This is a genomic window from Micromonospora sp. DT231, from assembly GCF_049847025.1.
Classification (GTDB): domain Bacteria; phylum Actinomycetota; class Actinomycetes; order Mycobacteriales; family Micromonosporaceae; genus Micromonospora.
Genome location: NZ_JBNCNO010000009.1, coordinates 128,444 through 155,238, shown reverse-complemented (window position 1 = coordinate 155,238; position 26,795 = coordinate 128,444). Strand labels below are relative to the sequence as shown.

Below are 26,795 nucleotides of genomic sequence, written 5' to 3'. Positions count from 1 at the left end.
CGGTGGGGGGAGCTGGCCGTCGGGTCGTTGCTCAGTGCGTGCCGTCCGAGTTGTTGGACGGTGCCCCACCGCCAACCGACGCCTGCGCGCCGTCGGCCTGGGCCTGTGCCTTGAGCTTGTCCTTCTCCGAGGGGGTGAGCACGGGCGGCTCGGTGGAGGGCTGGCGCTTGCCGAAGCCGTTGTACGGCGCCAGCGGCGGGCGCTTGACCACCCGGGAGCAGATCCGCGCCATGTCGGCGGTGGAGAGGGTTTCCTTCTCCATCAGCTCGAGCACGATGTTGTCCAGGACGTCCCGGTATTCCACCAGGATCTCCCAGGCCTCGTCGTGCGCCAGCTCGACGAGTGCCCGCATCTCGCCGTCGATCTCGGCGGCCACCGAGTCCGAGTAGTCCCGCTCGTGGCCCATGTTGCGGCCGAGGAACGGCTCGTCTCCGCTGGTGCCGTACTTGATCGCGCCGAGCTTGGAGCTCATGCCGTACTGGGTGATCATCGCCCGGGCCAGTTGGGTGGCCTTCTCGATGTCGTTGCCGGCACCCGTGGTGGGCTCGTGGAAGACCAGCTCCTCGGCGGCCCGGCCGCCCAGCGCGTACGCCAGGGTGTCGATCATTTCGGCGCGGGTCTGGGTGTACTTGTCCTCGGTGGGGAGCACCAGGGTGTGGCCCAGCGAGCGACCACGGGACAGGATCGTCACCTTGTGCACAGGCGCGGCGTGCGGCAGCGCCCAGGCGACGAGCGCGTGCCCACCCTCGTGGTACGCGGTGATCTTCTTTTCGTTGTCGCTCATGACGCGGGTCCGTCGCTGCGGTCCCGCGACCACCCGGTCGATCGACTCTTCGAGCGAGTCGTTGCTGATCGCCCGCTGCTCCTTGCGGGCGGTGAGCAGGGCCGACTCGTTGATGACGTTGGCCAGGTCGGCACCACTGAAGCCCGGGGTGCGTCGCGCCACCGCGTCGAGGTCGACGTCGGGGGTGAACGGCTTGCCCTTGGCGTGCACCCGCAGGATGGCCTTGCGGCCCTCCATGTCCGGGGCGTCCACCGGGATCTGCCGGTCGAACCGGCCCGGGCGCAGCAGCGCCGGGTCGAGGATGTCCGGCCGGTTGGTGGCGGCGATCAGGATCACGCCGCCCTTGGTGTCGAAGCCGTCCATCTCGACGAGGAGCTGGTTGAGCGTCTGCTCGCGCTCGTCGTGACCGCCACCCATGCCGGCGCCACGGTGCCGGCCGACGGCGTCGATCTCGTCGACGAAGACGATCGCCGGGGCGTTCGTCTTGGCCTGCTCGAACAGGTCACGGACGCGGCTGGCGCCGACACCGACGAACATCTCCACGAAGTCCGAGCCGGAGATCGAGTAGAAGGGCACCCCGGCCTCGCCGGCGACCGCGCGGGCCAGCAGCGTCTTACCCGTGCCGGGCGGGCCGAAGAGCAGCACGCCCTTCGGGATCTTGGCGCCCAGGGCCTGGTATTTCGCCGGATTCTGCAGGAAGTCCTTGATCTCGTACAGCTCTTCGACGGCCTCCTCGGCGCCCGCGACGTCCGCGAAGGTCGTCTTCGGAGTGTCCTTGGTGATCATCTTCGCCTTGGACTTGCCGAAGTTGAGCACCCGGGAGCCGCCACCCTGCATCTGCGACATGAAGAACAGCAGCAGGAGGACGAGCAGCGCGATCGGCAGCAGGTTGACCAGCAGGCTCACCCAGATGCTGTCCGACGAGACCTTGGCGTCGGCCGGGCCGGTGACCCGGTTGTTCGCCTTGGCGTCCAGCACCTCGTTCCAGACCTCGTCACCGACCTGGTACGGGAACTGCGCCTCGATCTTGTTGGTCTCGGTCTTGCCGAACTTGGTCTTCTGGGCCAGGTCCAGTTGGAGCGTCTGCTCCTTGTCCTGGAAGACCACCTTGTTGATCTTGGCGGTGTGAAGCTGATCGAGCGCAACGGAAGTGTCCACGCGGTGGTAGCTGGGACCAGCGGTGAACAGTTGACTGAGCACAACTGCGCCGAGGATGACCAGGATGATCCAGACCACCGGTCGGCGGAAGAAACGCGTACGTTCCATACTGTTGTCGAGCGCCGGAGCGCCCGCATCCTCCTGATCGACGTCCTGACCATCTGATTGGTGTCGCCGCGGTGAGCGGCGGTCGGAGCTGCCATGCGGGACGGCCTCGACCCCGAGACGCTGAAACTGCCGCGCCGCGGTCATTCGACGGTACACCGTGTACGCGAGGAGCGAGCTCGCGAGCCCCGCACTGGGCGCACCTTTCATATCGATGGCACGCACCGTGGGCAGGCCCACCAGCCCCGCGACCCGCGTACGGCGGGTCCGGGTGGAAACCGGCGTGGCGGGGAGTCCGACCCGGCCACCCGACGAGCCCGATCACGCGGCCGAGGGGGTCGGGCGCGGAGTAACCTCCGGGCCACCGGGTCCACGGTAGCCGCAAGAGCTGAGAGCGCGCTGAACGTCGGCTCGATGAATGCCGATACGAGTCGACCTCACGCCCCTTCGGGGCCACCCCGGCGGGCTCGCGACAGGCGTCAGGAGCGGGCGTAGACCTCGGGCTTGAGCACCCCGACGTACGGCAGCTCCCGGTAACGCTCACCGAAGTCCAGGCCGTAGCCGACCACGAACTCGGTGGGGATGTCGAAGCCGACGTACTTGACCGGGACCGGCACCTTTACCGCGTCCGGCTTGCGGAACAGCGCGACGACCTCGACGCTCGCCGCCGAGCGGGACTCCAGGTAGCGCAGCAGCCAGGAGAGCGTGAGCCCGGAGTCGACGATGTCCTCGACGACCACCACGTGCCGGCCGGCGATGTCCCGGTCCAGGTCCTTGAGGATGCGGACCACGCCGGACGAGGTGGTGCCCTGGCCGTAGGAGGAGATGGCCATGAAGTCGAGCTCGGCCGGGGGGCCGTTGCGGCCCAGCGCCCGGGCGAAGTCCGCCATGAACATCACCGCGCCCTTGAGCACGCACACGAGCAGTAGCCCGTCGTTCACGTGGGAGTAGTCGGCGGAGACCTGCTTGGCGAGCTCCGCCGTCTTCTCGCGAATCTGCGCCTCGGAAATGATCACGTGGTCGATGTCGGCGTCGTACCAGGAGCCGTCAGCCATGACTCCTAGCCTGCCGTACGTCGGATGGCCTCCGTCGGCGGGGCCGCACCTTTTGGCGCGGTCCCGCCCGGGATTTTCCGCACAAACAGCGCTAATGACATCAGTTGGTACGTGACCGCCAGCGGCGGCCGTCGTCACTGGGCTTCCAGTCCGCCGAATCGTGACTGTCGACGGTCAGGCCGGCCGCCGAGGCGGCGACGAGGAGGACGAGGAAGAGGAGGAAGAGCAGGAACTCCATGGCGGCGCTCGCTTTCGCATGATTGCTGTCGGTTTCGCCGCCGGTGCGCACCGGACTGAGACAAGTCTGCGACCTCCCGCGCCGACCGGACAGTGGCAGCAATGCCATTGGTCATCGATTTACTGCCACCTGTCGGGTTACCCTCGTCACATGCTGCGGTCCATCGCCGTCCTCACACTCGACCAGGTCGCCCCCTTCGAGCTCGGCGTACTCGCCGAGGTGTTCGGCACCGACCGCACCGCCGACGGCTTTCCCGGCTACCGCTTCCAGCTGTGCAGCCCGGACGGCGAGGCCGTGCGTACGTCGTCCGGCTTCCACCTCACCCCGCACGCCGACCTCGGCCCCCTGGAGGAGGCCGACCTGGTGGCCGTCCCCGCGCACAGCCAGGGCACCGCCGTTCCCGGGCCCGTGCTCGACGCGCTGCGCCGGGCCGACGCCCGCGGAGCGCACCTGTTCAGCGTCTGCTCCGGCGCCTTCCTGCTCGGCGAGGCCGGGCTGCTCGACGACCGGGAGTGCACGACCCACTGGCGGTACGTGGACGAGCTGCAACGCCGGCACCCACGCGCCCGGGTGCGCTGCAACTCGCTCTACGTCCAGGACGGCCGGCTGCTCACGAGCGCCGGCACGGCGGCCGGCATCGACGCCTGCCTGCACCTGATCCGCCAGGAGCACGGCTCGGCCACCGCGACCCGGCTGGCGCGGCGGATGGTGGTCCCGCCGCACCGCGACGGCGGCCAGTCCCAGTACGTCGAGGCACCCATCCCGAAGGCGCCCGAGGCACCGACCCTGGAACCGGTGCTGGAGTGGCTGATGGGTCACCTGGACCGGACGACCACCGTGGAGGAGTTGGCCGCCCGCGCCGGCATGGCGCCCCGCACGTTCGCCCGCCGCTTCCGCGCCGAGACCGGCACCACCCCGCACGACTGGCTCACCAACCAACGGGTGCTGCTCGCCCGGCGACTGCTCGAAGAGACCCCGTTGAGCGTGGAGGCCGTCGCCGACCAGTCCGGCTTCGGCGACGCCGCGGCGCTCCGCCACCACTTCACCCGCCGGGTCGGCGCCACCCCGCACAGCTACCGGACCACCTTCCGGGACCGGGCGCACAGCGGCTGAGATCCGGGCCGGTGCCGGTGGGACCTGCGTCAGGCGGGGGTGACCGCCGCCAGCCGGTCGGCGCGGCGGAGCACCCGGACGCCACCGGGCAGATCGGTGGGGCCCTGCCCATGCCAGGCGGTGACGAGCGCGTCCAGGGCGTTGACGTGCCGGTGCGACAGCGCTCCCGGCCGGGCGCCCACCTCACGCACCCAGGAGTGCAACACCCGGCCGCGCACCGCGGGAACCAGAGCGGCAAGCGCGGGGACGGACAGCCCTCCGTCGGGGCACCGTGCCCCGGCCAGCGCCGCCGCCGCCATGTCGTCGAGCGCGGCGTTGTCCGCCGCCACCAGCCCGGCGGTACGCGCGAGGTTGTCCACCACGCCGGGCCCGAGCGCCCGCACCAGCGCCGGCAGCAGGTCGACCCGGACCCGGGAGCGGGCGTACGACGGGTCGCTGTTGTGCGGGTCCTGCCACGGGCTCAACCCGAGCACGGCACAGGCGGCGCGCGTCTGCTCCCGACCGATCTCCAGCAGCGGACGCAGCAGCGGCACGCCGTTCAGGTCCCGCCGGGCGGGCATCCCGGCCAACCCGCGTGGGCCGGCGCCCCGGGCGAGCGCGAGCAGCACCGTCTCCGCCTGGTCGTCGCGGGTGTGCCCGGTCAACACCGCGACCGCGTCCTGCTGCCGGGCCGCCTCGGTCAACGCCTGGTAACGGGCCTCCCGGGCGGCCGCCTCCGGCCCGCCCGGACGCCCCGCCACCTCCACCCGCACGACTGTCGTCGACGTGAACCCGAACCCGGCGGCCCAGGTGGCCACCGCCTCGGCACGCTCGGCGGAGCCGTCCTGCAATCCGTGGTCCACCGTGACCAGCACGGCGGCGCGGCCCAGTCGAGGCGCCACGAACGCGGTGGCCGCCGCGAGGGCGAGCGAGTCGGCGCCGCCGGAGCAGGCGACGAGCACCGGCCCACCGGACGGCAGAGCGGTCAGGGCGCGACGCACCGCGACCCGGATCGCGGCCAGTGGTGGGGCGAGCGCGGCCACCGGCGGGCGGTCAGCCAGCGGCCGGGATGGTGCCGGCCGGGCCGTGCACCCGGGCCACCCAGGCATCCGGGTCACCCAACTCGGACAGTCGGGGCAGCGTGAGTGGCGAGTTGAAGATCGAGTTGAAACCCTCCATGCCGACCCGCTCCACCACGCCGTGCACGAACTTGCGCCCCTCGGCGTACTGGCGCATCTTGACGTCCACCCCGAGCAGCCTGCGGATCGCCTTCTCCAGCGGGTTGCCGGCCTCCCGACGCCTGTTGAACGACGCTCGGATCCGCTCCACGCTCGGGATCACCTGCGGACCGACGCCGTCCATCACGAACTCGGCGTGCCCCTCCAGCAGGGTCATCAACGCGGTGAGCCGGTCGAGCACCGCCCGCTGCGCGGGGGTCTGCACGATGTCCAGCACGCTTGTGCGGCTCTCCGGGTCACGGACCGCCTCGGACAGCGTGGCCACCCCGCGCCGCAGCCGCTCGACGAGATGCTCGCTGCCACTGGACGAGGCGTCGACGAACGCCTGCACCTCGCCGAGGAAGTAGGCCCGCATCCACGGGACGGCGGTGAACTGGGTCCGGTGGGTGACCTCGTGCAGGCACACCCAGAGCCGGAAGTCCCGCGGGTCCGCACCGAGCTTGCGTTCCACCTCGACGATGTTCGGTGCGACGAGCAGCAGCTGGCCGGGGTCGGCCGAGAAGACCTCGTACTGCCCGAGCACCCGACCGGAGAGGTACGCCAGCACGGTGCCGGCCTGCACCCCGGTCAGCCGGGAGCCGACCGCCTCGGTCAACGCGCTCGGCTGCTTGTCGCCGGACAGCCGGCTCACCAGTGGAGTGATCACCTCGCGGAGGCCGGCGATGTTCGTCGCGGCCCAGTCGCGCCGGTCGACCACCCGGACCGGCGGATGCGCCACCTGAGCCCGCAGCCCCGTGTAGTCGGCCACGTGCCCGGCCGCCTCTTCGGTCAGCCGGCGCAGGTCACCGACCACGTCGGTGGCCTCGGCATACGACACCCGAGGGCCCGACTTGCTCAACGCCCCCGCGGTGGCGGCGGCCAGATCCCAGTCCACGAACTGCGCCATGAACCCACCGTACCCGCGCCGCGACACCCCGGCCCGGGCTCGCGTCCGCGATCGACGGCGATGGCCGCCCCGACAAGGGGGCCGGAGACCTCGATCAGCGGCAGCCGCAGCCGGCCAACGCGGCGGTGATCCGATCCAGCGCCGGTTGGGCGGTTTCCTTTTCGCCAGGCACCCGATCCGTGAGCACCGCGAAGGTGAGTAGCCGACCGTCGGCGGTGGTGACCAGGCCCGCAATGGAGTGCACGGCGGTCAGGGTGCCGGTCTTCGCCCGGACGCTGCCCGCCCCGGCGGCGGTACCGGCGGCGGTGCGGTAGCGCTCGTTCAGGGTCCCGGACCAGCCCCCCACCGGCAGACCTCCGAAGACACCGGCCAGTTCCGGATGGTCCGGGCTGGCCGCCAGTCGGAGCAGGTCGGTCAGCAACGACGGGCTGATCCGATTGTTGCGGGACAGGCCGCTGCCGTCGGAGAGGGTGATCTCGTCGGCCGGCAGACCCAGCTCGGCCACCTCCGCGTCCATCGCGGCAGCGCCGCCGTCGAACGACGCCGGCTGGTTGCGGGCCAACGCGACCTGCCGGGCCAGCGCCTCGGCCACCAGGTTGTCACTCTCGCTGATCATGATGTCGACCAGGCGGATCATCGGCGGAGACTGCACCACACCCAGCTCGGTGCCCGGCGCGGACGTGCCACCGGCTGCGGCGGGCGCTGGCGCCGTGCCACGCTTCACGGCGTCGCCCGGCACGCCGAGCAACCGGGCGAACGACCTGCCGGCGGCCAGATCCGGCTCGGCGAACCGCTCCGCGGCCCCGTGCGGGACACTGGGGTCCCGGCGAGCGCCGTCGGTCATCAGCGCCGTCACCGCGCCACCAGACCCACCGGTGGGGATGTCGTCGTCCCAGCCTGGGCCGTAGACCGGGCCGGAGTAGACCGAACCGTCGACGGTGACGCTTGTCGGGGTGGTGCCGCCGAGCGCCGTACGCACCTGGGCGGCCAGCTCGTCGAGCCGCGCCGCGCCCGGGTAGTAGCCCTTCTTGCCGATCGCGAGGGTGGGATCGCCACCGCCGATGATCACCACCTCGCCGGCCTTCGTGCCGGCCACCGCGCGGGTGGGGATCCGGTAGCCGGGTCCTCGGGCTGCCAGTGCCGTCACCGCGGTCGCCAGTTTGGTCACCGAGGCGGGCACGGTGCCGTCGTCCGCCCCCTTGCCGAACAGCGTCTGGCCGGAGATGACGTCGGCCACCGAGACGTTCACCCGATCGCCCAGGGCGGCGACTCCGACAAGCGGGTCGAGAGCGGCACGAACCCCGTCCGGGGTGGGAATCGGAGCGTTCGGGTCCGGGCCGGGCAGCACGTCCGACGGGTTTGGCTCCGGGGGCACGACAGCGGCGTTCGGGACGGACCCGGAATCGTCGCCCAGCCACCCGGCGACCGGGCCGGGTCGGGCGACGACGACTCCGACGCCGGCCAGCACCAGCAGCAACACGACGGCCAGCACCAGCGGCAGCCGCCGACGACGAGGTGCCGCATCGGGCGTGGGTGCCGGCGCGGCACCGGCGGACGACGGCAGCGCGGAGATCGGCGGACCCAGCGGCGGGACGCCACCAGGGGCGGCGTTCGGGCCAGGCCACGGACCGGGCGGAGCCGGGCTCACCGGGACCGACGCGGTACCGCGCGACGGGCCACCCGAGGCCGGGCCGGACGATGCCGGGCCCGCCGGGACCGACGCACTGCCGCGCGACGGGCCACCCGAGGTCGGACCGGACGGAGCCGGACTCACCGGAACCGACGCACTGCCGCGCGACGGGCCACCCGAGGCCGGGCCGGGCGGAGCCGGACTCACCGGAACCGACGCACTGCCGCGCGGTGGGCCGCTCGTCGGCCGGTCAGCGCCGACCGCCGGGAAGCGACGGTTGTTCGGGGGTGCGCCGGTCGGCGGACGCCAGGGCAGTGGCGGCGGTGTCGCGGGTGCCGGCGTCCCCGGCTCGGGCGCCCGGGGCAGGTGGGCCTCGGGTACGGGGACCCGACCCGTGGCGCCGCCGGGGCCGGATCGTCCGGTACCGTGCGCGGAGCCCCCGTCCGGGCGGTAGTGTGAATCTTCCCTCCCCACGACCCCCTCCTCCCCCAGCGAAAATCGGCTTGGGTGACACTACTTCGGTCCGAAGACTATGCGGCGGCCGGAGTCGGCGGGTGGGCATTCACCTGTCCGGAGGGGCCGCCAGTGGTTCCGTTAGCCAGCGTGGGCAGACGAGGGAGCGTGCAGATGGATTTCGACGTGACGGTTGAGATCCCCAAAGGTCACCGGAACAAGTACGAGGTGGACCACAAGACCGGCCGCATCAGGCTGGACCGCACCCTCTTCACCTCTACCCAGTACCCGGCCGACTACGGGTTCATCGAGGGCACTCTGGGCGAGGACGGCGACCCGCTGGACGCGCTGGTGCTGGTCCCCGAGCCGACCTTCCCGGGCTGCCTGATCCGCTGCCGCACCATCGGCATGTTCCGGATGACCGACGAGAAGGGCGGGGACGACAAGGTCCTCTGCGTGCCCTACGAGGATCCTCGCCAGGAGCACCTGCGCGACATCCACCACCTCGGCGAGTTCGACCGGCTGGAGATCCAGCACTTCTTCGAGGTGTACAAGGACCTGGAGCCCGGCAAGTCGGTGGAGGGCGCGACCTGGGTCGGCCGCACCGAGGCCGAGGCCGAGATCCACGCCTCCTACAAGCGGGCCCGCGACGCCGAGGCGCGCGGCGAATCCATGCACTGACGACTGCTGACGCACCGGGCCCGTGGGCCGCTCAACCGAGCAGCCCCCGGGCCCGGTCGTACAGGTCGAGCACCGCGCAGGCGATCGGCACCACCGCGACCGCCAGGGCCGTGTCGGTGAGGTCCGCGACCCTACCGAGGTACGGCGAGACCGGCCGCCGGGCGTATCCGGTGCCGCTGGCGGCGGCCACCAGGGCCAGCGCCGCACCGCCCAGGACCAGCGCCAGCCGCCCGACGTCGTCGGCCCGGCCGACGAGCACCGCGCCCAGCACGGTGTAGCCGGCCAGCCCGGCCAGCACCGTCGGGACCCGGTGCCGCAACGCCACGAACAGCCGCGACCGCAGCAGCAGCACCGCCGAGGTGACCGCCAGCAGCACCCGACCGGCCGTCGCCCCGGCAACCCCGAGTACGACCGCGGCGGCCACCGCCAGCAGGGCGTGCCCGATCAACATCCCGGTGAGCACCTCCTCGGTGCGGGTCACCGCGGCGTGTACCCGGCTCCGGTCCGGCAGGTCCCGGGCCCGCTCCGGCCCTTCGGTGGGGGTCGACGTCGGCAGGGTGATCGGTGGCAGGGGCAGTTTGCCCAGCCGGATAGCCAACAGCGGGATCACGCCGACGGCGAACACCAGTGCGCTGAGCAGCACCGCCGCCGTGCCGGCCGGGGTCAGCAGCAGCCCACCGAGCGCCGCAGCGGCGCCGATCAGGCCGACCGTGACACCGGCCACGAAGACCCGTAGCCGGCTGGCCACGCCCAGCAGGCCGAGCAGCGCCACGAACAACAGCGCCACGGAACCGGCCAGCAACTCGGGCGCGCCCACCCAGCGGACCGGCCCGAACAGCCCGACCGGGTCGCCGGAGCCGACCGCGAGGGCGCCGGCCGTGAACGCGTACGGCAGCGCGTAGCCACCGAGTGCCGCCCCGGCGGTGCCGTCGCCGTTGGCGCGGGAGGCGACCGCACCGGCCACGGTGAGCAGCAGCGCCACCACGGCGGCGGCCAGCCAGCCGGCCTGGTACGTCGGGCCGCCGACGAGCAGGGCGAGCAGGGCGACGGTGAGTGGCACGGCCGCACCGGCCAGACCGGCGGCCCGGGTGGCGGTGGGCGACCAGGCGCCGCCGCGGCGGCGGGCACCGTCGGCGATCGCCTCGACCACGTCGTCGTACTCCAGCTCGGGCCAGTGCGCGCGGGCCGGCACGAGGTGCAGCACCTCACCGTCGCGGACCCCCTGTGGCAGCAGCGCCTGGGCGGTCGCCAACAGCGCGCCGTCGGTGCGGCGCAGAACCCAGCCGCCGTGCTGCTCGCCGTCGTCGGCCAGCCCGACTCCGGCGTGCCGGAGTACGTCGGGCAGCAGCTCGGCCAGGGGCACCTGCTCCGGCAGGGCGACGTCCACCCGTCGTTGCGGCGCGCTGATCGTGACGCGGGCCAGACCGGTAGTCATCGACTGGACTCCATATCGAGGGGGATCGGAGGCTGCGCGGACGACAGGACTTTACCTACCATGAGTCCGGCTCGGGTTACTTACCGCTGTCAGGAGGCCGAGTGTCGACAGTCGTCATCAAGCGCCCGCCACGTAGACCGGCGCCGGAGATCCCCGCCGGCGAACTGCCGGTCGAGGCGCCGCCGGAGATCCCCGTGGTGGCCGGCGGGCGGTGGCAGCAGATGCTCATGCTGCTGCCCATGCTCGGCGGCACCGTGGCGATGGCGATGATGTTCGGCCGGGGCGGTGGCGCCTACTCGTACGTGGTGGGTGGGATGTTCGGGCTCTCCTCGTTGGCGATGCTGGTGACCTCCTGGGGCAGCGCCTCCGGCACGCCGAAGAAGTCCGAGATGATGGCCGCCCGCCGCGAGTACCTGCGGCACCTGGCCACGCTGCGGCGGCGGGTCCGACGGACCGCGGGACAGCAGCGGGCCGGGCTCTACTACCGGCACCCGGACCCGGGCGGGCTCTGGTCGACGGTGGACAGCCACCGGGTCTGGGAACGACGCCCCGCCGACCCGGACTTCGCGGTGGTGCGGGTCGCCGTCGGGCCGCAGACCCTGGCCACCCCGCTCGTCCCACCTGTCACCCGGCCGCTGGAGGAGCTGGAGCCGATGACCGCGGGAGCGCTGCGCCGCTTTCTGGACGCGTACTCCGTGGTGCCGGACCTGCCGGTGGCGTTGTCGTTGCGCAGCTTCGCCCGGGTGCACGTCCGGCCCGCCGGCCGCGGCGGGGGCGGCACCCCGACCACGGGTGGGTCGCCCACCGGTGACCCGGCGGCGCAGGCGCTGGTCCGGGCGGTGCTGACCCAACTCGCCGTCTTCCACGCCCCCGACGAGTTGCTCGTCGCGGTCTGCGCCGGTCCGGAACGCCGGACCTGCTGGGAGTGGGTGAAATGGCTCCCGCACGCCCACCACCCCAGCCGCACCGACGCGCTCGGCCCGGTACGGCTGGTCACCAGCTCCGCCGCCGACCTGGAACGGCTGCTGGCCGACGTGCTGGCCAGCCGGTCGCGGTTCAGCCCGGCCGGCCCGGCCACCGACGGGCCACACGTGGTGGTGGTGCTCGATGGCGGCGACCTGACCGGCGCCAGTGACCTGACCGGTGACGGCGGCATCGACGCGGTCACCGTGGTGGACCTGGACACTCCGCCGCCCCGGCTGCTCGACAGGTACGCGCTGCTGCTGGAGTTGCACGGCCGGCGGCTGCACTCGTGGTCGTCCGACGGGCACGCCGAGGTGGGCACCGCCGACCAGCTCCACCTCGCCGACACCGAGGCGATCGCCCGACGGTTGGCGCCGCTGCGGCTCGCCGGCACGGCCCGCGGGCCGGACGCCCCGCTCCAGGCCGACCTGGGTCTTCCCGAGTTGCTCGGGCTCGGCGACCCGGAGAGCTTCACGGCCGAGCAGGGCTGGTTGCCGCGCTCGGCACGCGACCGGCTGCGGGTGCCGATCGGGGTCGGCGTGGACGGCGGTGCCATCGAGCTGGACCTCAAGGAGTCCGCCCAGGACGGGATGGGCCCGCACGGCCTGCTCATCGGAGCGACCGGTTCCGGCAAGTCCGAGCTGCTCCGCACGCTGGTGCTGGGGCTCGCCGCCACGCACAGCTCGGAGCAGCTCAACTTCGTGCTCGTCGACTTCAAGGGTGGCGCCACCTTCGCGTCGTTCGACAGGCTGCCCCACACCGCGGCGGTGATCACGAACCTGGCCGACGCGTTGCCCCTGGTCGACCGGATGGTCGACGCGATCAACGGAGAACTCGTCCGCCGCCAGGAGCTGCTGCGTCGCGCCGGCAACTTCGCGAGCGTGCGCGACTACGAGCGGGCGCGGGCGGCCGGCAGCCCACTGGCCCCGCTGCCGTCGCTGCTGCTGATCTGCGACGAGTTCTCCGAACTGCTCTCCGCCAAACCCGACTTCATCGACCTGTTCGTGCAGATCGGCCGGTTGGGTCGGTCGCTCGGCGTCCACCTGCTGCTGGCCAGCCAGCGACTGGAGGAGGGACGGCTCCGCGGGCTGGACACCCACCTGTCCTACCGGATCGGGTTGCGTACCTTCTCCGCGCTGGAATCCCGCACCGTGCTCGGGGTGGCCGACGCCCACGAGCTGCCCCGCTCGCCGGGTCACGGCTACCTGCGCTCCGGCACCGACCCCCTGGCCCGGTTCAAGGCCGCGTACGTCTCCGGCGCCGTCCGACGTCGGGCCGTGCCGGCCGGCGCGCCCGCCGAGGACGGCGCCCGGCTGCTCACCTTCACCACGCACGTCGTGCCGGTGCCCGAGCCGGTGACCCCGGTCGTGCCCGTCGTGGCGGAGGAGGAGGGCCGGGAGACACTGCTCGACCTGCTTGTGGACCGGCTCGTCGGGCAGGGCCCGCCGGCACACCAGGTCTGGCTCCCGCCGCTCGGTCCGCCACCGGCCCTGGACGAGCTGCTCGGTCCGGTCGAGGTGGACCCGAGGCGCGGGCTCACCGTGGGCAACCCGGAGCTGCACGGCGCGCTCGGAGTGCCACTGGCCGTCGTGGACAAGCCGTTGGAGCAGCGCCGGGACCTGCTCTGGCTGGCGCTGGACGGGGCCGCCGGGCACGTCGCGGTGGTCGGCGCGCCGCAGAGCGGCAAGTCCACCGCGCTCCGCACGCTGATCTGCGCGCTGGCGCTCACCCACACCCCGGTCGAGGTGCAGGTCTACTGCCTGGACTTCGGTGGCGGCGGGCTGGCCGCGCTGCGCGAGCTTCCGCACGTGGGCGGGGTGACCGGCCGGGCCGATCCGACCGCCGTCCGACGCACCGTGGGCGAGATGAGCACCCTGCTGGCCGACCGGGAACGCCGCTTCGCGGAGCTGGGCGTGGAGTCGATGGCCGCGTACCGGCAGCGCCGGGCCGCTGCGGGAACGAGCAGTCAGCCGGGCACCGATCCGTTCGGTGACGTGTTCCTGGTGATCGACGGGTGGAGCACGGTCCGGGGCGAGTACGACGACCTGGAACCGCTTGTCACCGACCTGGCCACCCGGGGCCTGTCGTACGGGCTGCACGTGGTCGCCACCGCGCTGCGCTGGCTGGACTTCCGGCCGGCGATCCGGGACCTGTTCGGCTCCCGGCTGGAGCTGCGCCTCGGTGATCCGTCCGACTCGCTCGTGGCTCGGCGTGCCGCCGCCAACGTGCCGGAGCGCTCCGGTCGGGGCGTGACCGCGGAGGGCCTGCACTTCCTCACCGCGCTGCCCCAACTCGCCGACGACATGGACACCGCCGATCTGGTCAAACGGGTCGCCGGCAGTTGGGGTGGCCCGTCGGCGCCCCGGGTGCGGCTGCTCCCGCCGGTGCTCCCGTACGCCGATCTGGACCTGGCCGCGACGACCGGGCTGCGGCTGCCGATCGGGATCGCGGAGGCGGACCTGCGCCCGGTGCTGCTCGACTTCGCCACCGAGCCACACTTCGTGGTCTTCGGGGACTCGGAGTGCGGCAAGTCGTCGTTCCTGCGCGCGCTGGCCACGTCGATCATCACCCGGTTCACCCCCGAGCAGGCACGGGTGATCCTCGTCGACTACCGGCGCAGCCTGCTCGGCGCCATCGAGACGCCGCACCTGATCGGGTACGGCACCGCCGCGGCGCACACCGCCGACCTGGTCGAGTCGGCGGCCGGTTACCTGGAGCGGCGGGCCCCCGGGCCGGAGGTCACCCCACAACAACTGCGGGACCGCTCGTGGTGGTCCGGGCCGGAGCTGTTCGTGCTCGTGGATGACTACGACCTGGTGGCGGCCGGGCCGGCCAATCCGCTGCGGGCGCTGGAGGAGCACCTGCCGCACGCCCGCGACGTCGGGTTCCACCTGGTGCTGGCCCGCCGGTCCGGTGGCGCGGGACGGGCCCAGTACGAGCCGATCGTGCAGCGGCTGCGGGAGCTGTCCACCGCCGGTCTGGTGATGGCGGGCAGTCCGGAGGAGGGTGCGCTCGTCGGGCCGGTGCGGCCGGGACCGCTGCCGCCTGGGCGTGGTCGGTTGGTCACCCGGCGGGAGGGCGTACGCCTTGTTCAGCTCGCACAATTGCCGCCGCAATGACGTGACTCGCCGGTTCTTCCCGTGACGGGTGGGGAAACCGGTAATCTCCGATCGTCATGGTTCCGTCGGGATGAATGGCTGGGGATGTGACAGGGGTGCGGCACAGCGGTCCGTCGGCGGCCCGACGGGCGACCGTCCGGGCGCTGCTCGGTGTGGCCGCGGCGCTCGCCGTCGTCGCGCCGACCGCGGCGGCCGTGCCCGTCGCCGCGCCCAGCCGGGGCGGGCAGTTGGCCGGCGGGCCGACGGTGTTCGCTCCCGGCGACGCGGTCGCTCGCACCGATCAGGTCCGCGACGAACAGTGGCAGCTCGACGAGTTGCGGGCCGAGACGGCCTGGCGCAGCTCGACCGGCCGGGGCGTGACCGTCGCGGTGGTCGACTCCGGAGTGGACGGCAGCCATCCGGATCTGGTCGGCCAGGTGCTGCCCGGTCAGGATCTCGTCGGCGTCAGCGGGGGTGCGGGCCCGGATCCGGTGGGGCACGGCACGACCGTCGCCGGCCTGATCGCCGGACGCAAGGACGACAAGCGGGGCGTGGTCGGCCTCGCGCCGGATGCGCGGATCCTGCCGGTCCGGGTGCTCGACGAGGACAACCGCTACGACGACGCGCTGATCGTGGCCCAGGGGGTCCGCTGGGCTGTCGACCACGGCGCCCGCGTGATCAATCTGTCGTTGGGCGGCAGCGGCGACAGCCCCGCCCTGGCGGCGGCCCTGGACTACGCGTTCGTCCGGGACGTGGTCGTGGTCGCCTGCACCGGCAACCTGGCCACCTCCAGCAGCACGAAGGTGTGGTACCCGGCCCGTGAGCCGGGGGTGATCGCGGTCGCCGGCCTGGAGCGCAGCAGCGAGGACCTATGGTCCGGGTCGATCACCGGCCGGGCGACGGTGCTCAGCGCTCCCGCCACCGGGCTGGTCGGCGCCAAACCCCCGAACGGTTACTGGCGGGTGCAGGGCACGAGCTTCGCCGCGCCCCTGGTGTCGGCCACCGCCGCGCTGGTCCGGTCCCGCTATCCACAGATGTCGGCGGGCGAGGTGGTCAACCGTCTGCTGGTGACCGCCCGGGACATCGGGCCGACCGGGCGGGACGACCGCTTCGGGTACGGGATGGTCGACCCGGTGGCCGCGTTGACCGCGGAGGTGCCACCGGTGACCGCGAACCCGCTCGACGATCAGACGTCCCCGGGGGTGACCGGTTTCGGCCCGGCGCCCGGCTCGGCCGACGACTCGGTGGCCGGGGCCGGCAGCAATCCGCTCGGTCTCGCCGCTCCCCGGCAGCAGAGCCGATGGACGGCCCGGGCGGCAGGTGGCCAGGACACGTCGGCACCGGAGCAACTGTGGACCGGGTTCATGTTTCTCGTCGCCCTGACCGGCGGCGCCACCCTGCTGGTGCGCCGGTTCCGCCAGCGGTCCCGATGATCGAGGTCCGCCGGCAGGCCTGACGGGTTGGCCGGTGGGGTAGAACCGTTCGCATGAGCGCGCCCGGCCCACGTACCCTCGGCACCGCCCGGCACCCGTCCTGGCGGCACCGCCGACTCGACCCGGACCACTCGCTGGGCCTGCGGCTGACCCTCGCCGCGACGGCGGCGTTCCTGGTGCTGGTGCCCTTCACGCTGCTCGCGCTGCTGGTGCTCGGCGCCTGGGCGCCGCTGCACCGACTGGACACGTCGGTCACCGAGTCCCTGCACGGCTACGCCGCCCACCACCCGGCCTGGGTCGTGCTGATGCGGGCCTGGAGCGAGGTGTTCGCGCCGATGCCGCTGCGGGCCGCCACCCTGCTCGTGGTGATCTGGTTGCTGCGCCGGGGAGCCCGCCGACTGGCCCTGTGGGCCACCACGACAATGGTGGTGGGTGGGCTGTTCGGCCCGTTGCTGAAGCTGCTCGTCGGCCGGGACCGGCCGGAGCTGCTGGACCCGGTGGCGCGGGCCGCCGGCTATTCGTTCCCCTCCGGTCACGCGCTGAACGCCACCCTGACCGCCGGGGTGCTGCTGCTGGTGTTTCTGCCTTACGTGGGCCGGGGAGTGGCACGGGTCGCGCTCTGGGTCGCCGCGCTACTGCTCACCGTGGTGACCGGGTTGAGCCGGGTGGCCCTCGGTGTGCACTTCACGAGTGACGTGCTGGGCGGTTGGATGCTCGCGGTGGCGGTGGTCGCGGCGACCACCGCCGCGTTCACCAGTTGGCGTGCGCACACCGGCCTTCGGCCCGTCCAGCCGGCCCGCGACGGTGTCGCTCCGGAGGTCGAGCGGCACCCCGGCGCGGCCTGAGGCGTGCCGACGAGCCCCACCGGGTACTGGCCCACCCATGTCCGACACCGTGGTCCAGATCGTCCGGCGGGTGCTGCTGCCGGTGTCCCTCCTGCTCGGCGTCATGGTGCTGCTCGGGGTGCTGGTCACCCGGGTCTTCGTGCGAACCTGGCCGTTCACCGTCGAGGACGCGGTGAACCGGGAGTTGGCCGGCGACCGCACCGGCGGCTGGAACAACGTCTCGCTGGTGTTCAGCACCCTGGCCAGCACCCAGATGATCGTCGTGGTCACCGTCCTGGTGGCGTTGGCGCTGCGGCTCTGGCTGAAGCGCTGGCGGGAACCGCTGTTCCTGTGCGCCGCCGTGACCGCCCAGGCGCTGGTCTTCCTGCTGACCACGCTGGCGATCGACAGGCAGCGGCCGGCGGTGGAGCACATGGACGTCTCGCCGCCCACGTCGAGCTTCCCCTCCGGGCACACCTCCGCCGCGGTGGCGCTCTACGTCGGCATTGCCGTGCTGATGGCACTGCGGGCACGCAGCACGGGCGCGAAGGTCGCCTGGTGGACGCTGCTGCTGATGGTGCCGCTCGGGGTGGCGTTGACCCGGATGTACCGGGGGATGCATCACCCGAGCGACGTGGTGGCGTCCTTCCTCAACGGCGGCACCTGCGTCGCGATCATGGCCCGCGCCGTACTGGACCGTGGGCTGCGGTGGGGACGGGCGAAGCTGCCCACGGCGCGACGAGCCGCGCCGGCCACCGGCTGACCCGCGGCGGTCAGGTGCACTCGCCGGTGCCGACCTGCCGGTTGCGCTCGGCGCCGGCCAGCGCCACCGGGCGGGCCTCGGCCGCGGTCACCGCGAAGCCGATGTTCGGGTTGTCGGACGCCGCCGCGAAGATCACCCCGAGCACCAGGCCGTTGGCGGAGAGCAACGGACCGCCGGAGTTGCCGCTGCGCACCAGCGCCCGGATCGTGTAGACCTCCCGGTTGACCTTCTTGGCGGAGTAGATGTCCGGCCCGTTGATCCGATCGACGTCGCGGACCCGTGCCGACTGCGCGTTGTAGGGGCCGTCGAGGGGGAACCCGAGCACGATGGCGTCCGAGCCGCTGCCCGCGTTGCCGGCGGCGAACCGCAGGGACGGACCGGGCAACCCGGGCACGAGCAGCACGGCGAGGTCGCGGTCCGGGTCGTAGACGACCACCTTGCCGTCGTACCGCTCGCCGCCCAGCTCCACCGCGACCGACCGGGTCCCGGCGACGACGTGCGCGTTCGTCATCACCCGATCGTCGGCGTACACGAAGCCGGATCCCTCGATGCGACGTGAGCAGCTGGGCGCGGAGCCGAGCACCTTGACGACCGACCGCTGACCGTTGACCACCACCTGGGAGCCGGCCAGCGCCGGATCGGGCGGCTCGACCTGCCGGGCCCGCGTGGGCGCGAGGTCACCGAAGACGTCCGGGAACCCGTCGGTGTCGAGCGTGTCCTGCAACGCCGTGGTGAGTTCGTGGGCCTGGTTCGGCAGTGCCCGGTTCACCACCGTGATCAGCGCGCTGTTGCGTACCGCGGAGGCGATCCAGGGCACCGCGGACGAACCGAACGGCACGGCGATCAACCAGGCGAACAGGAGCACCGCGAGCAGTGAGACGACGGCCCCACCGATGTCGTCGGCCCGCTTACCCACCTCGCTGGTGATCGTCTTGCGCAGGCGTGAACCGAGCCAGCCGGCGAGCGCCTGCCCGACCACGGCCAGCCCGAAGATCGCCACCAGCGAGATCAGCACCCGGGCGATGGGATCCACGAACTGCCGGGCGAGCAGCGGCCCGAGCTGAAGGCCGAGCAGGAGGCCCAGGAAGAAGCCGGCGAGCGACAGGATGCCGATGGCGAAGCCCTGGCGGTATCCGCTGATCGCGAACAGGAGCATGAGCAGCAGCAGCAGCAGATCCACGACGGACACGGGTCAAGCGTACGGGCAGTGCGCCCGCCAGATGACCGTCGCCTGCGGAAAGTGAGGGTGCGGTCAGCGCAGGGCTGTCTCGTCGGCCTCGTCGGTGCCCGCCGACGGCGCTGGGGTCGCTCCACTCGGCGGCAGCTCCACCACCCGACCACGTGGCCAGGGACGGGCCCAGCCGCCCATCTCCAACAGGGTGGCCAGCACCCCGGCGGTGAAGCCCCAGACGAGCATCCCGCGTGCCGAGAACGCCGGACCGATCCAACCACTCGGGTGACGGACCCGCAGCCGGTTGGCCGGGTCGACCAGCTCGCTCACCGGCAGGCGGGCCACGTGCGCCACCTCGGCCGGCTCCCGGGGGTGCACCGGGTGCGGGTCGTGCCACCAGGCCAGCACCGGCGTGACCACGAAGTCGCTGACCGGGATCCACAGTTTCGGCAGTTCGGCCAGCACTGTCACGCTGCTCGGGTCGAGGCCGACCTCCTCGTTCGCCTCCCGCAGGGCGGTGGCCCGGACGTCGGCGTCCTCCGGGTCGGCCGCACCCCCGGGAAAGGCCGGCTGGCCGGCGTGGGTACGCAGGGTGGCGGCGCGTTGCAGGACCAGCACGTCGGGGCCGACGCCGGGCTGTTCGCCGAGCAGCACCAGCACGGCGCTCTCCCGACCGCCCTCCGCCGGGGTGGTCAGCCGGGTGAAGTCCTCGGCGCGGGCGGTGCCGAGCCGGGTCAGCAACGGCTCGATCCATTCGGGCGGTCGACGGGTCACGCCGGCACCGTCAGGCCGAGGTGCTGGCGGACCAGCTTGGCGAGCTGGGCGTCGTCGAGCGCACCGCTGGCGTCGATGTGTCGGATCCGACCGTCGGCGCCGACGAAGATGGTCATGGGGAAGAAATTGCGCTTCAGCTCCCGTTGCAGCGCCTCACCCTGGTCGACCAGGATCGGGAACCGGATGCCGATGTCCTCACCTGTGGACTGGGCCGCGCTGCGGGTGTCCCGGCTGTTGACGCCGAGCACCTGGAGCTGACCGGCGGCCCGCTCGCTGAGGCGTTGGAAGGCGGGCAGCTCCTTCTGGCACGGCGGGCACCAGGAGGCCCACACGTTGATCACCACCGGCCCGGCCACGTCCCGCAGGGCGACGGGCGCGCCGCCGGTGAAGCAGGCAAGCGTCAGCTCCGGCAGCGCCCTACCGTCGGCGGCGGGGGCCGTCGCGCCGGCGCCGGTGGCGGGGGCCGTCGAGGCGGCACCGGCGGCGGGAGCCGTCGCGCCGGGTGTGGCGGGAGCCGTGGCGCGCGGCGACCCGGTGGTAGTCGTGGCGGAGCCGGGCGACGCGGCCGCGGCGGGGGTGCTCAGGGTGGAGCAGTCCCGGAACGGCGATGGGCGTTCAGCCCCGGCCCGGCGGGGAGCCGGACCGTCGTCGGCCGCGCCGCTTGTGCACGCGGCGACGGTCAGCAGCAGCGGCAGGATCACCGGGGCGAGGCGCCGACTCGCCGCACCCGCGCCGGGACCGCGGTTCACGGCACCTCCGCGGCGACCGCCTGGGCGGGCACCAGCTCCGGGTCGACCCCGGCGGCCACCGCGAGGTCGCGCGCCCGAGGGCCCTTGAGCAGCTTCGCGGCGGCGGCTGGGTCGGTCGGGCCGGTGCCGTACGAGGGGCAGAGCTTCGCGAGCGTGCACGCGCCACAGGCCGGTTTACGGGCGTGGCAGACCCGCCGCCCGTGGAAGATGATCCGGTGCGACAGCATGGTCCAGTCGCGCTTCGGGTACAACGCCCCAACCGCATGCTCGATCTTGACCGGGTCGGTCTCGCCGGTCAGCCCCCACCGGTGGACCAGCCGCTGGAAGTGCGTGTCGACGGTGATGCCGGGGACGTCGAAGGCGTTGCCGAGGATCACGTTGGCGGTCTTGCGGCCGATCCCGGGCAGCGTCACCAGGTCGGCGAGCCGGCCGGGGACGGTGCCGTCGTACCGGTCGAGGAGAGCCTGGCCGAGCTTGATCAGCGAGTCGGTCTTGTTCCGGTAGAAGCCGGTGGGCCGGATCAGCTCCTCCATCTCGCCACGGTCGGCCCCGGCGTACGCGGCGGCGCTCGGGTAGCGGGCGAAGAGCTTCGGGGTGACCTCGTTGACCTTCTTGTCGGTGCACTGCGCGGAGAGGATCGTGGCGACGGACAACTCCAGGGCGCTGGAGTGGTCCAGTTCGCAGTGCGCGTCGGGATGCGTCTCGGCCAGCACCCGGCCGATCTTGCGGGCACGGCGTGTGCGCCCGAGGTCGGTCTCGGCGGCGCCGGGGGGACTACTTGTCACGACGGTCAGCCTACGTCGCGCCCCGGACGTTCCTGCTCGGGTCAGCCGCCCGTCGGCGGGGAGATCCTGCCCTGCCCGTCGAACCGGCCGCCGCTCTTCGGGAAGTCGCTGCGGCTCAGGTCGCCGATCAGGCCCAGACCCCGGCCGTTCGGGTCCATCGTCGGCTTACCGGCGTCGTTCATGTACGTCGAGGTGAACGAGCCACCGGCCCAACTGCCGTCCGGCTTCAGCGACACCTTCAGCACCCCGCCCCAGCCGAGGCGGCCGTCGTTGCTCAGCGAGTTGCCACCGCCGGCGAAGTTTCCGAGGCTGTACGCGATCAGCCGGCCCTGGTAGAACTCCATGCCGCGCAGCACGTGCGGCCCGTGCCCGACGATCAGGTCGGCGCCCGCGTCGATCATGGCGTGTGAGAACTTGACCGGGTCGCCCCGGTTTTCGCCCAGGAACATCTCGGTGCCCGGCTTGACCCGGGTCTTCTCCGCGCCCTCGCCGCCCATGTGCACCTGCACCACGACCAGGTCGGCCATGGTGGCGGCCTTGGCGACCACGGTCTTCGCCTTGGCGATGTCGACAAGGCTGTTGGACCAGACGTACGACGAGAAGCCGGCCACCGCGACCTTGACGCCCTTGACGTCGACGACCGTGATCTGGTCCGGCGCGCCGGTGTGCTCCAGGTCGTACTTCTCCAGCGCCCGTTGGGTGTTCTCGTAGCCCTTCGGCCCGTAGTCGTAGCCGTGGTTGTTGGCCTGGTTGAGCACGTCGAAGCCGGCGTCGCGCAGGTGTGCGGCGTACTCCGGTGGGGCCCGGAACTGGAAGCAGCGGGTGGAGTTGGCACCGCATTTGCCGGTGCCGGTGTCCACGGTCAGCGGCTCCTCCAGGTTGCCCATCACCAGGTCGGCCTTGAGCGCCTCGGTGACCGAGGTGAAGAAGCCCTTGCCGCCGGCGGCGGGCAGCCGGCTCGGCGCGTTGCCCATGATGATGTCGCCGGTGGCGGAGAGCGAGATCGCGCCGCCCTCGGCGGAGGCCGCCGACCCGGTGGCCTCCGGACCGGCCGTGGTCACCGGCGCGCCGGTGCCACCGCCCCCGGCGCCTGGCTCCCACGCGGGGGCCTCGCCGCCGGGGTCGCCGCAGCCCGCGACGAGCAGGGCGGCAAGCAGCGCGGCGAGGCCGAGGACGACGCGGCGGCGCGGGCGGGACACGAGAGGGGCGGGAGCATACATCGCTGGCGACCCTACCGGGCCGTCAACGCGCCGACGACAGCCGATCGGTCGGAAGTTCAGTCGGGAAGCTGCTCTGACCAGGGCACGACGGCCCGCGCGCCCCCGCCGAGCACCGCGGCGTGCACCGCTCGGGCGAGCGGCGCGCCCCAGGTGGAGCGGGGCCCGCCGTAGGCGGCCTCCGGCCCGTCGACCGGGCAGAGCACGGTGACCGCGTCGGTCGGGGTGCCGGTGCCGGGCAGTCCGAGTTCGGTGATCGCCTGGGTCTTCGCCTCGGTAGCCGTGGCCACCGCGTTGACCAGCGCCGAGTCGGCGAGTCGGGCCGGCACGTACACGACGATGTTGACGGTGCCGACCCGCTGGACGAGCCCGGCCGGCGCCGGCGCGGCCGCGAGCACGGGCGTGCCGAGCCCGACCGTCGCCCAGGCCCGCACCCCGGTGTCGGTCCGCGCGACCACCTCGGCCACGTCGACGCCGGTCAGCAGACCAACGCCGGGTCCGTCGAGAGCGAGGTCGGCGGCCAGCCCGGCCAGGTGGGCGGCCGGGTCGTCCCGGTCGTACGACATCGGTACGGTCGCGTTCAGCACCCAGTGCCGGACTCCGATTCCGCCGCCCAGTGGGCCGCTGCTGACCGCTCGCAGGGGTCCGTCGGCGTGCCAGACGAGCAGCGGAATATCCCACCCACCCTCGGGGCGACTGGTCAGAGTTGGCTCGCATAGCACGTCGGGCAGGTTACGCCCAACGATCAAGATTCCAGGGCCGACCTCTGATTCAAGCTCACGTGCGCCTAGACTTGGCGGCGCGCGAGGGGATCAGCGGACGGCGGCCCCGGCCGACGGACGGCACGCGCAACCGGAGGTGCGCGATGGACGAGGTACTGGCCCGCAGCGGGATCTTCCAGGGTGTCGACCCGGAAGCTGCCGAGGCGCTTGCCAAGGAGATGGAGACGATCGAGGTCCGCAAGGGCGAGATCGTTTTCAATGAGGGCGAGCCCGGTGACAGCCTCTATATCCTGCTGTCCGGGAAGATCAAGGTTGGTCGCCGCGCAGCGGACGGCCGACAGAACCTGATCGCGGTGATGGGGCCGTCGGACATGGTCGGTGAGCTGTCGCTCTTCGACCCGGGTCCGCGTACGGCGACCGCCACCGCGGTAACGGACACCCGGCTCGTACGACTGCGCAAGCAGGCGCTGCGGCCCTGGCTGGCCAACCGCCCGGAGATCGCCGAGCAACTGCTTCGGGTGCTCGCCCGACGGCTGCGACGGACGAACGACTCGCTCGCCGACCTGATCTTCACGGACGTGCCGGGTCGGGTCGCGAAGAACCTGCTCCAGATGGCTGGCCGGTTCGGCACCCGCGACGGTGGCGTCCTGCGGGTGACCCACGACCTCACCCAGGAGGAGATCGCGCAGCTCGTCGGCGCCTCCCGGGAGACGGTCAACAAGGCGCTGGCCGACTTCGCCTCACGTGGCTGGCTGCGTCTGGACGGCAAGAGCATCATCATCCTGGACCCCGAGCGCCTGGCACGTCGCGCCCGCGTCTGACCGCACAGCACTCCGTCCCCGCCTTCCGTCAGCGACGGTAGGCGGGGACGTTCTTGTCTGCCGAGGGCGGATTTCCTGGACCCGGCGCAACGCCAGCGGTGAGGGTGGGGCCATGGCGAACCGCGTTGCTGTGCTGTCCGACATCCATGGCGTACTGCCCGCGTTGGAGGCGGTGCTGGCCGAGCCGGACGTCGCCACCGCCGATCTGATCGTGCTCACCGGGGACATCGCGGCCGGCCCACAACCGGTCGAGGTGCTGGACCTGCTCACTGATCTCGGCGACCGGGTCTGCTGGGTAGGCGGCAACGCCGACCGGGAGCTCGTCGAGGCCTGCGCCGGCCGCCCCGCCTCCATCGAGGTGTCGAACTGGGCCGCCGGGCAGCTCCGCGACGACCAGGTGGCCCGTCTCGCGGCCCTGCCGGCGACGGCGACGTTCGAGATCGACGGCCTCGGGCCGACGCTGTTCTGTCACGCCACTCCGCGCGACGACGAGGAGGTCGTTCTCGTCGACTCCCGGATGGAGCGCTGGGCGGAGGTGTTCGCCGAGGTGCCGGCCGAGGTGACGACAGTGGTGTGCGGCCACACCCACATGCCCTTCACCCGGCTTGTCGATCGACGTCTGGTGGTCAACCCGGGCAGCGTCGGCATGCCGTACGGCGGCGCGGGGGCGTACTGGGCTCTGCTCGGTCCCGGCGTGCAGCTTCGTCGTACCCGCTTCGATGTCGACGCCGCGTGCGCCCGGGTGGCCGCCGGATCGACCTTCCCGGCCGCCGCCGAGTGGGCCGAGGAGTACGTGCGGTCCCAGCACAGCGACGCCGAGGCGCTCGCCGTCTTCGCCCCTCGCGACGGCCGCTGACGCCGGGTCTGACCCGGTCACGTCGTTACCTGTCCCCCGCTTGCCGCGTACCCGGTCCAGGGCTGTCCGGGACTGTCCCGACCCGCGGCTGCCCTTCTCGGACGAGGTGGGGACGGCTGTCATGGAACGGGTGAGCGTCGGCCGCGATGTCGACGCCCACCGGCCCGGTGATCCGGGCCGGCCGCCACTGGGCGGCGGGTGACCGTGGCAGGCGAAAGGTGGAGGACAGTGATGGGTACCAGGCGTGCGGAAGGCCGTTCCACGCGGACCGGATGGCTGTTGGCGCGGTGGGCGGTGGTGGTGCGCGGGTGGCTGGTGCCACTTGTCGCGGTGGTGGCCGTCGCGGCGAGCCTCATGCTCGTCGCCCCGGCCTCGGCAGCGTCGGCCGCCCCCGGAGACCCGGACGAGCGCCCGGCGGCGGCCAGCCCGACGCCGGACCCGGCCGACTCCCGGGACCCGATGTCGCGCGCTCGGCGGATGCTCGCGCAACTCGGTTACGACGTCTCGACCCTGGGCTCGCCGGCTCCGGACGACCCGAACTACACGAAGAAGATCATCGCGAACCAGGCCATCAAGAGGATCCAGGGATGGGTGGCGGAGGGCAAGACCAGCTTCAGTTGGAAGGACGTCTACCCCCTGGTCCAGGACCTCGAAGAGGTTCACCGTAAGTCGCAGAAGAGCCTCAAGGGCTTGAAGAAGACGTTCACACAGGCCGAGCGCGCGCTACAGAAGGCGACGAAGATCGCCAACGACAAGACCCGCTCGGCGAAGGAGCGGGCCAGGGCCGCGGCCGAGCTGCCGCAGAAGCGGAAGAACTTCGAGGAGGCTCGCCGGAACTACCTCAAGGCGAAGCCCGGCGAGCCCAACCACGACGCCGAGATCAAGCGGCTGCGGAACACGGTCAAGGCTCTGGACCGTGACCTGGCCAAGGCCGAGCGGAGGGGTGCGCTGCCGGGCGCTAAGCAGGAGCTGGCGAAGAAGCGCGACGCCGCCCAGGCGGAACTGGACGAGGCCGAGGCGGACAAGGCCGACCGGGACCGCCGCAGGGGCGACGACGGCGACACCTCCGGCACCACCGCCCGTGGCCCCAAGGAACCGAAGGGGCCGAAGAAGCCACCGACCGGCGCGACCAGGACCGAGCCGAAGCGTTCGGAGTCCGTCGGCCCGAAGATCACGCGTCGCCTGCCCTCGGTGTTCCGGGCGCGCGGCCCGCGGGTCGACAGCGGGGCCAGCGAGCTGATCGGCCAGGGCATCGCCGAGGAGATCCGCGAGCACGGCCGGGTGAACGACGAGAAGCTGCTGCACCGTGCGATGGAGGATCCGGCGCTGCGCCGGCTCATCATCGACGACTACAAGGAGTACGCCGAGCGCAGCCCGTGGGAGAAGACGCTGCGAGACTTCGACACGTCGAAGGGCTTCCGGCAGACCGAGGCCCTGCGGATCGGTCTGCCGCTGATCAAGTACCAGGAGGCCGAGACCATCGCGGAGCGGTCCAGGAACGACCGCAACTACCTCCAGGCGCACCGGGACTGCGGCGGCTACGACACCTGCGTCACGGATCGCACCCGCAAGCTTCGTGAACTCGACACCAAGCTCAAGAAGCAGGCCGACCGCTCCAACAACGACGCCGCGTACCGACAGGCCCGCGTCGAGTGCGGCGGCTACGACACCTGCGTCACCGAACGCACCCGCAAGCTCCGGGAACTGAACACCAGGGTGAAGAAGCAGGCCGACCGGTCCAACAACGATCCCAACTACCAGCGAGCCCGCCAGGACTGCGGGGGCTACGACACCTGCGTCACCGAGCGCACCCGCAAGCTTCGTGAACTCGACACCAAGCTCAAGAAGCAGGCCGACCGCTCCA

General features: G+C 72.5%; 22 protein-coding genes. 9 read left to right on the top strand and 13 right to left on the bottom strand.

All coding sequences use genetic code 11. The annotated features are described in order from the left end of the window. Nucleotides 1-31: 31 nt before the first annotated feature. The 3 genes from ftsH to ACPXBU_RS22900 form a co-directional block, all read right to left on the bottom strand. The gene (gene ftsH / locus ACPXBU_RS22910) at nt 32-2,050 is read right to left on the bottom strand and encodes an ATP-dependent zinc metalloprotease FtsH (RefSeq protein WP_425759600.1); all 2,019 of its coding nucleotides are present in this window, start codon (nt 2,048-2,050) and stop codon (nt 32-34) included. 476 nt (nt 2,051-2,526) lie between these two features. Then, nucleotides 2,527-3,102, bottom strand: coding sequence for a hypoxanthine phosphoribosyltransferase (gene hpt / locus ACPXBU_RS22905; protein ID WP_357252898.1), 576 nt, complete (start codon nt 3,100-3,102; stop codon nt 2,527-2,529). Between the two features lie 100 nt (nt 3,103-3,202). Beyond that, the gene (locus ACPXBU_RS22900; RefSeq protein ID WP_238659545.1) at nt 3,203-3,340 is read right to left on the bottom strand and encodes a hypothetical protein; all 138 of its coding nucleotides are present in this window, start codon (nt 3,338-3,340) and stop codon (nt 3,203-3,205) included. A 150-nt stretch (nt 3,341-3,490) separates the two neighbouring features. Between ACPXBU_RS22900 and ACPXBU_RS22895 the strand changes: the two genes are divergently transcribed. Continuing rightward, nucleotides 3,491-4,453 carry a GlxA family transcriptional regulator gene (locus ACPXBU_RS22895; RefSeq protein WP_393369396.1) on the top strand — a complete coding sequence of 321 codons (963 nt, stop codon included), beginning with the start codon at nt 3,491-3,493 and terminating at the stop codon, nt 4,451-4,453. Between the two features lie 29 nt (nt 4,454-4,482). Here the strand turns inward: ACPXBU_RS22895 and tilS are convergent, their stop codons facing one another. The 3 genes from tilS to dacB all read right to left on the bottom strand — a co-directional run bounded on the left by tilS (nt 4,483) and on the right by dacB (nt 8,120). Then, complete coding sequence (gene tilS, locus ACPXBU_RS22890) at nt 4,483-5,475, bottom strand: tRNA lysidine(34) synthetase TilS (protein WP_425759599.1); 993 nt, start codon at nt 5,473-5,475, stop codon at nt 4,483-4,485. A gap of 10 nt (nt 5,476-5,485) precedes the next feature. After that, nucleotides 5,486-6,556, bottom strand: a complete 1,071-nt coding sequence (locus ACPXBU_RS22885; protein WP_393369392.1) for a zinc-dependent metalloprotease — start codon at nt 6,554-6,556, stop codon at nt 5,486-5,488. A 94-nt stretch (nt 6,557-6,650) separates the two neighbouring features. Beyond that, entirely contained in the window at nt 6,651-8,120 is a 1,470-nt protein-coding gene (gene dacB, locus ACPXBU_RS22880) for a D-alanyl-D-alanine carboxypeptidase/D-alanyl-D-alanine endopeptidase (RefSeq protein WP_425759698.1), read from the bottom strand. A 693-nt stretch (nt 8,121-8,813) separates the two neighbouring features. On the opposite strand from dacB, the gene ACPXBU_RS22875 reads away from it, so the two are divergent. Further along, nucleotides 8,814-9,320, top strand: coding sequence for an inorganic diphosphatase (locus tag ACPXBU_RS22875; protein WP_099849144.1), 507 nt, complete (start codon nt 8,814-8,816; stop codon nt 9,318-9,320). A gap of 31 nt (nt 9,321-9,351) precedes the next feature. On the opposite strand, the gene eccD is transcribed toward ACPXBU_RS22875, so the two are convergent. Next, a complete protein-coding gene (gene eccD, locus ACPXBU_RS22870; protein WP_425759598.1) occupies nt 9,352-10,755 on the bottom strand; it encodes a type VII secretion integral membrane protein EccD in 1,404 nt (467 codons plus the stop codon). Nucleotides 10,756-10,856: 101 nt separating this feature from the next. Between eccD and eccCa the strand changes: the two genes are divergently transcribed. The 4 genes from eccCa to ACPXBU_RS22850 all read left to right on the top strand — a co-directional run bounded on the left by eccCa (nt 10,857) and on the right by ACPXBU_RS22850 (nt 17,836). After that, a complete protein-coding gene (eccCa, locus tag ACPXBU_RS22865) occupies nt 10,857-14,837 on the top strand; it encodes a type VII secretion protein EccCa (RefSeq protein ID WP_425759597.1) in 3,981 nt (1,326 codons plus the stop codon). A gap of 74 nt (nt 14,838-14,911) precedes the next feature. Further along, nucleotides 14,912-16,249, top strand: coding sequence for a type VII secretion-associated serine protease mycosin (mycP, locus tag ACPXBU_RS22860; protein WP_425759596.1), 1,338 nt, complete (start codon nt 14,912-14,914; stop codon nt 16,247-16,249). 53 nt (nt 16,250-16,302) lie between these two features. Next, nucleotides 16,303-17,094, top strand: coding sequence for a phosphatase PAP2 family protein (locus ACPXBU_RS22855; RefSeq protein ID WP_425759595.1), 792 nt, complete (start codon nt 16,303-16,305; stop codon nt 17,092-17,094). Between the two features lie 37 nt (nt 17,095-17,131). Then, nucleotides 17,132-17,836: a phosphatase PAP2 family protein gene (locus ACPXBU_RS22850; RefSeq protein WP_425759594.1), complete on the top strand. Its 705-nt coding sequence runs from the start codon at nt 17,132-17,134 to the stop codon at nt 17,834-17,836. A 10-nt stretch (nt 17,837-17,846) separates the two neighbouring features. On the opposite strand, the gene ACPXBU_RS22845 is transcribed toward ACPXBU_RS22850, so the two are convergent. From ACPXBU_RS22845 to ACPXBU_RS22820, 6 genes are all read right to left on the bottom strand, one after another. Further along, entirely contained in the window at nt 17,847-19,025 is a 1,179-nt protein-coding gene (locus ACPXBU_RS22845; protein WP_393369378.1) for a MarP family serine protease, read from the bottom strand. Nucleotides 19,026-19,088: 63 nt separating this feature from the next. Beyond that, entirely contained in the window at nt 19,089-19,781 is a 693-nt protein-coding gene (locus tag ACPXBU_RS22840) for an NUDIX hydrolase (RefSeq protein WP_393369376.1), read from the bottom strand. Then, a complete protein-coding gene (locus tag ACPXBU_RS22835) occupies nt 19,778-20,530 on the bottom strand; it encodes a TlpA family protein disulfide reductase (protein ID WP_425759593.1) in 753 nt (250 codons plus the stop codon). Before ACPXBU_RS22835 ends, ACPXBU_RS22840 begins: the two co-directional genes overlap by 4 nt. Further along, on the bottom strand, nt 20,527-21,315 hold the full coding sequence (nth, locus tag ACPXBU_RS22830; RefSeq protein ID WP_393369372.1) for an endonuclease III: 789 nt from the start codon (nt 21,313-21,315) through the stop codon (nt 20,527-20,529). The genes ACPXBU_RS22835 and nth overlap by 4 nt, the downstream gene beginning before the upstream one ends. A gap of 41 nt (nt 21,316-21,356) precedes the next feature. Next, nucleotides 21,357-22,535, bottom strand: coding sequence for a CapA family protein (locus ACPXBU_RS22825; RefSeq protein WP_425759592.1), 1,179 nt, complete (start codon nt 22,533-22,535; stop codon nt 21,357-21,359). Nucleotides 22,536-22,591: 56 nt separating this feature from the next. Continuing rightward, nucleotides 22,592-23,254, bottom strand: a complete 663-nt coding sequence (locus tag ACPXBU_RS22820) for an adenosylcobinamide amidohydrolase (protein WP_393369367.1) — start codon at nt 23,252-23,254, stop codon at nt 22,592-22,594. Between the two features lie 143 nt (nt 23,255-23,397). Here ACPXBU_RS22820 and ACPXBU_RS22815 point away from each other — a divergent pair, with 143 nt between their 5' ends. The 3 genes from ACPXBU_RS22815 to ACPXBU_RS22805 all read left to right on the top strand — a co-directional run. Beyond that, nucleotides 23,398-24,075 (top strand): Crp/Fnr family transcriptional regulator, encoded by a 678-nt coding sequence (locus ACPXBU_RS22815; protein ID WP_110563686.1) that lies wholly within the window; start codon nt 23,398-23,400, stop codon nt 24,073-24,075. A 112-nt stretch (nt 24,076-24,187) separates the two neighbouring features. Further along, nucleotides 24,188-24,931, top strand: coding sequence for a metallophosphoesterase family protein (locus tag ACPXBU_RS22810; RefSeq protein WP_393369364.1), 744 nt, complete (start codon nt 24,188-24,190; stop codon nt 24,929-24,931). A 231-nt stretch (nt 24,932-25,162) separates the two neighbouring features. Next, on the top strand, nt 25,163-26,795 hold a 1,633-nt coding region (locus ACPXBU_RS22805), incomplete at its 3' end, for a hypothetical protein (protein ID WP_425759591.1).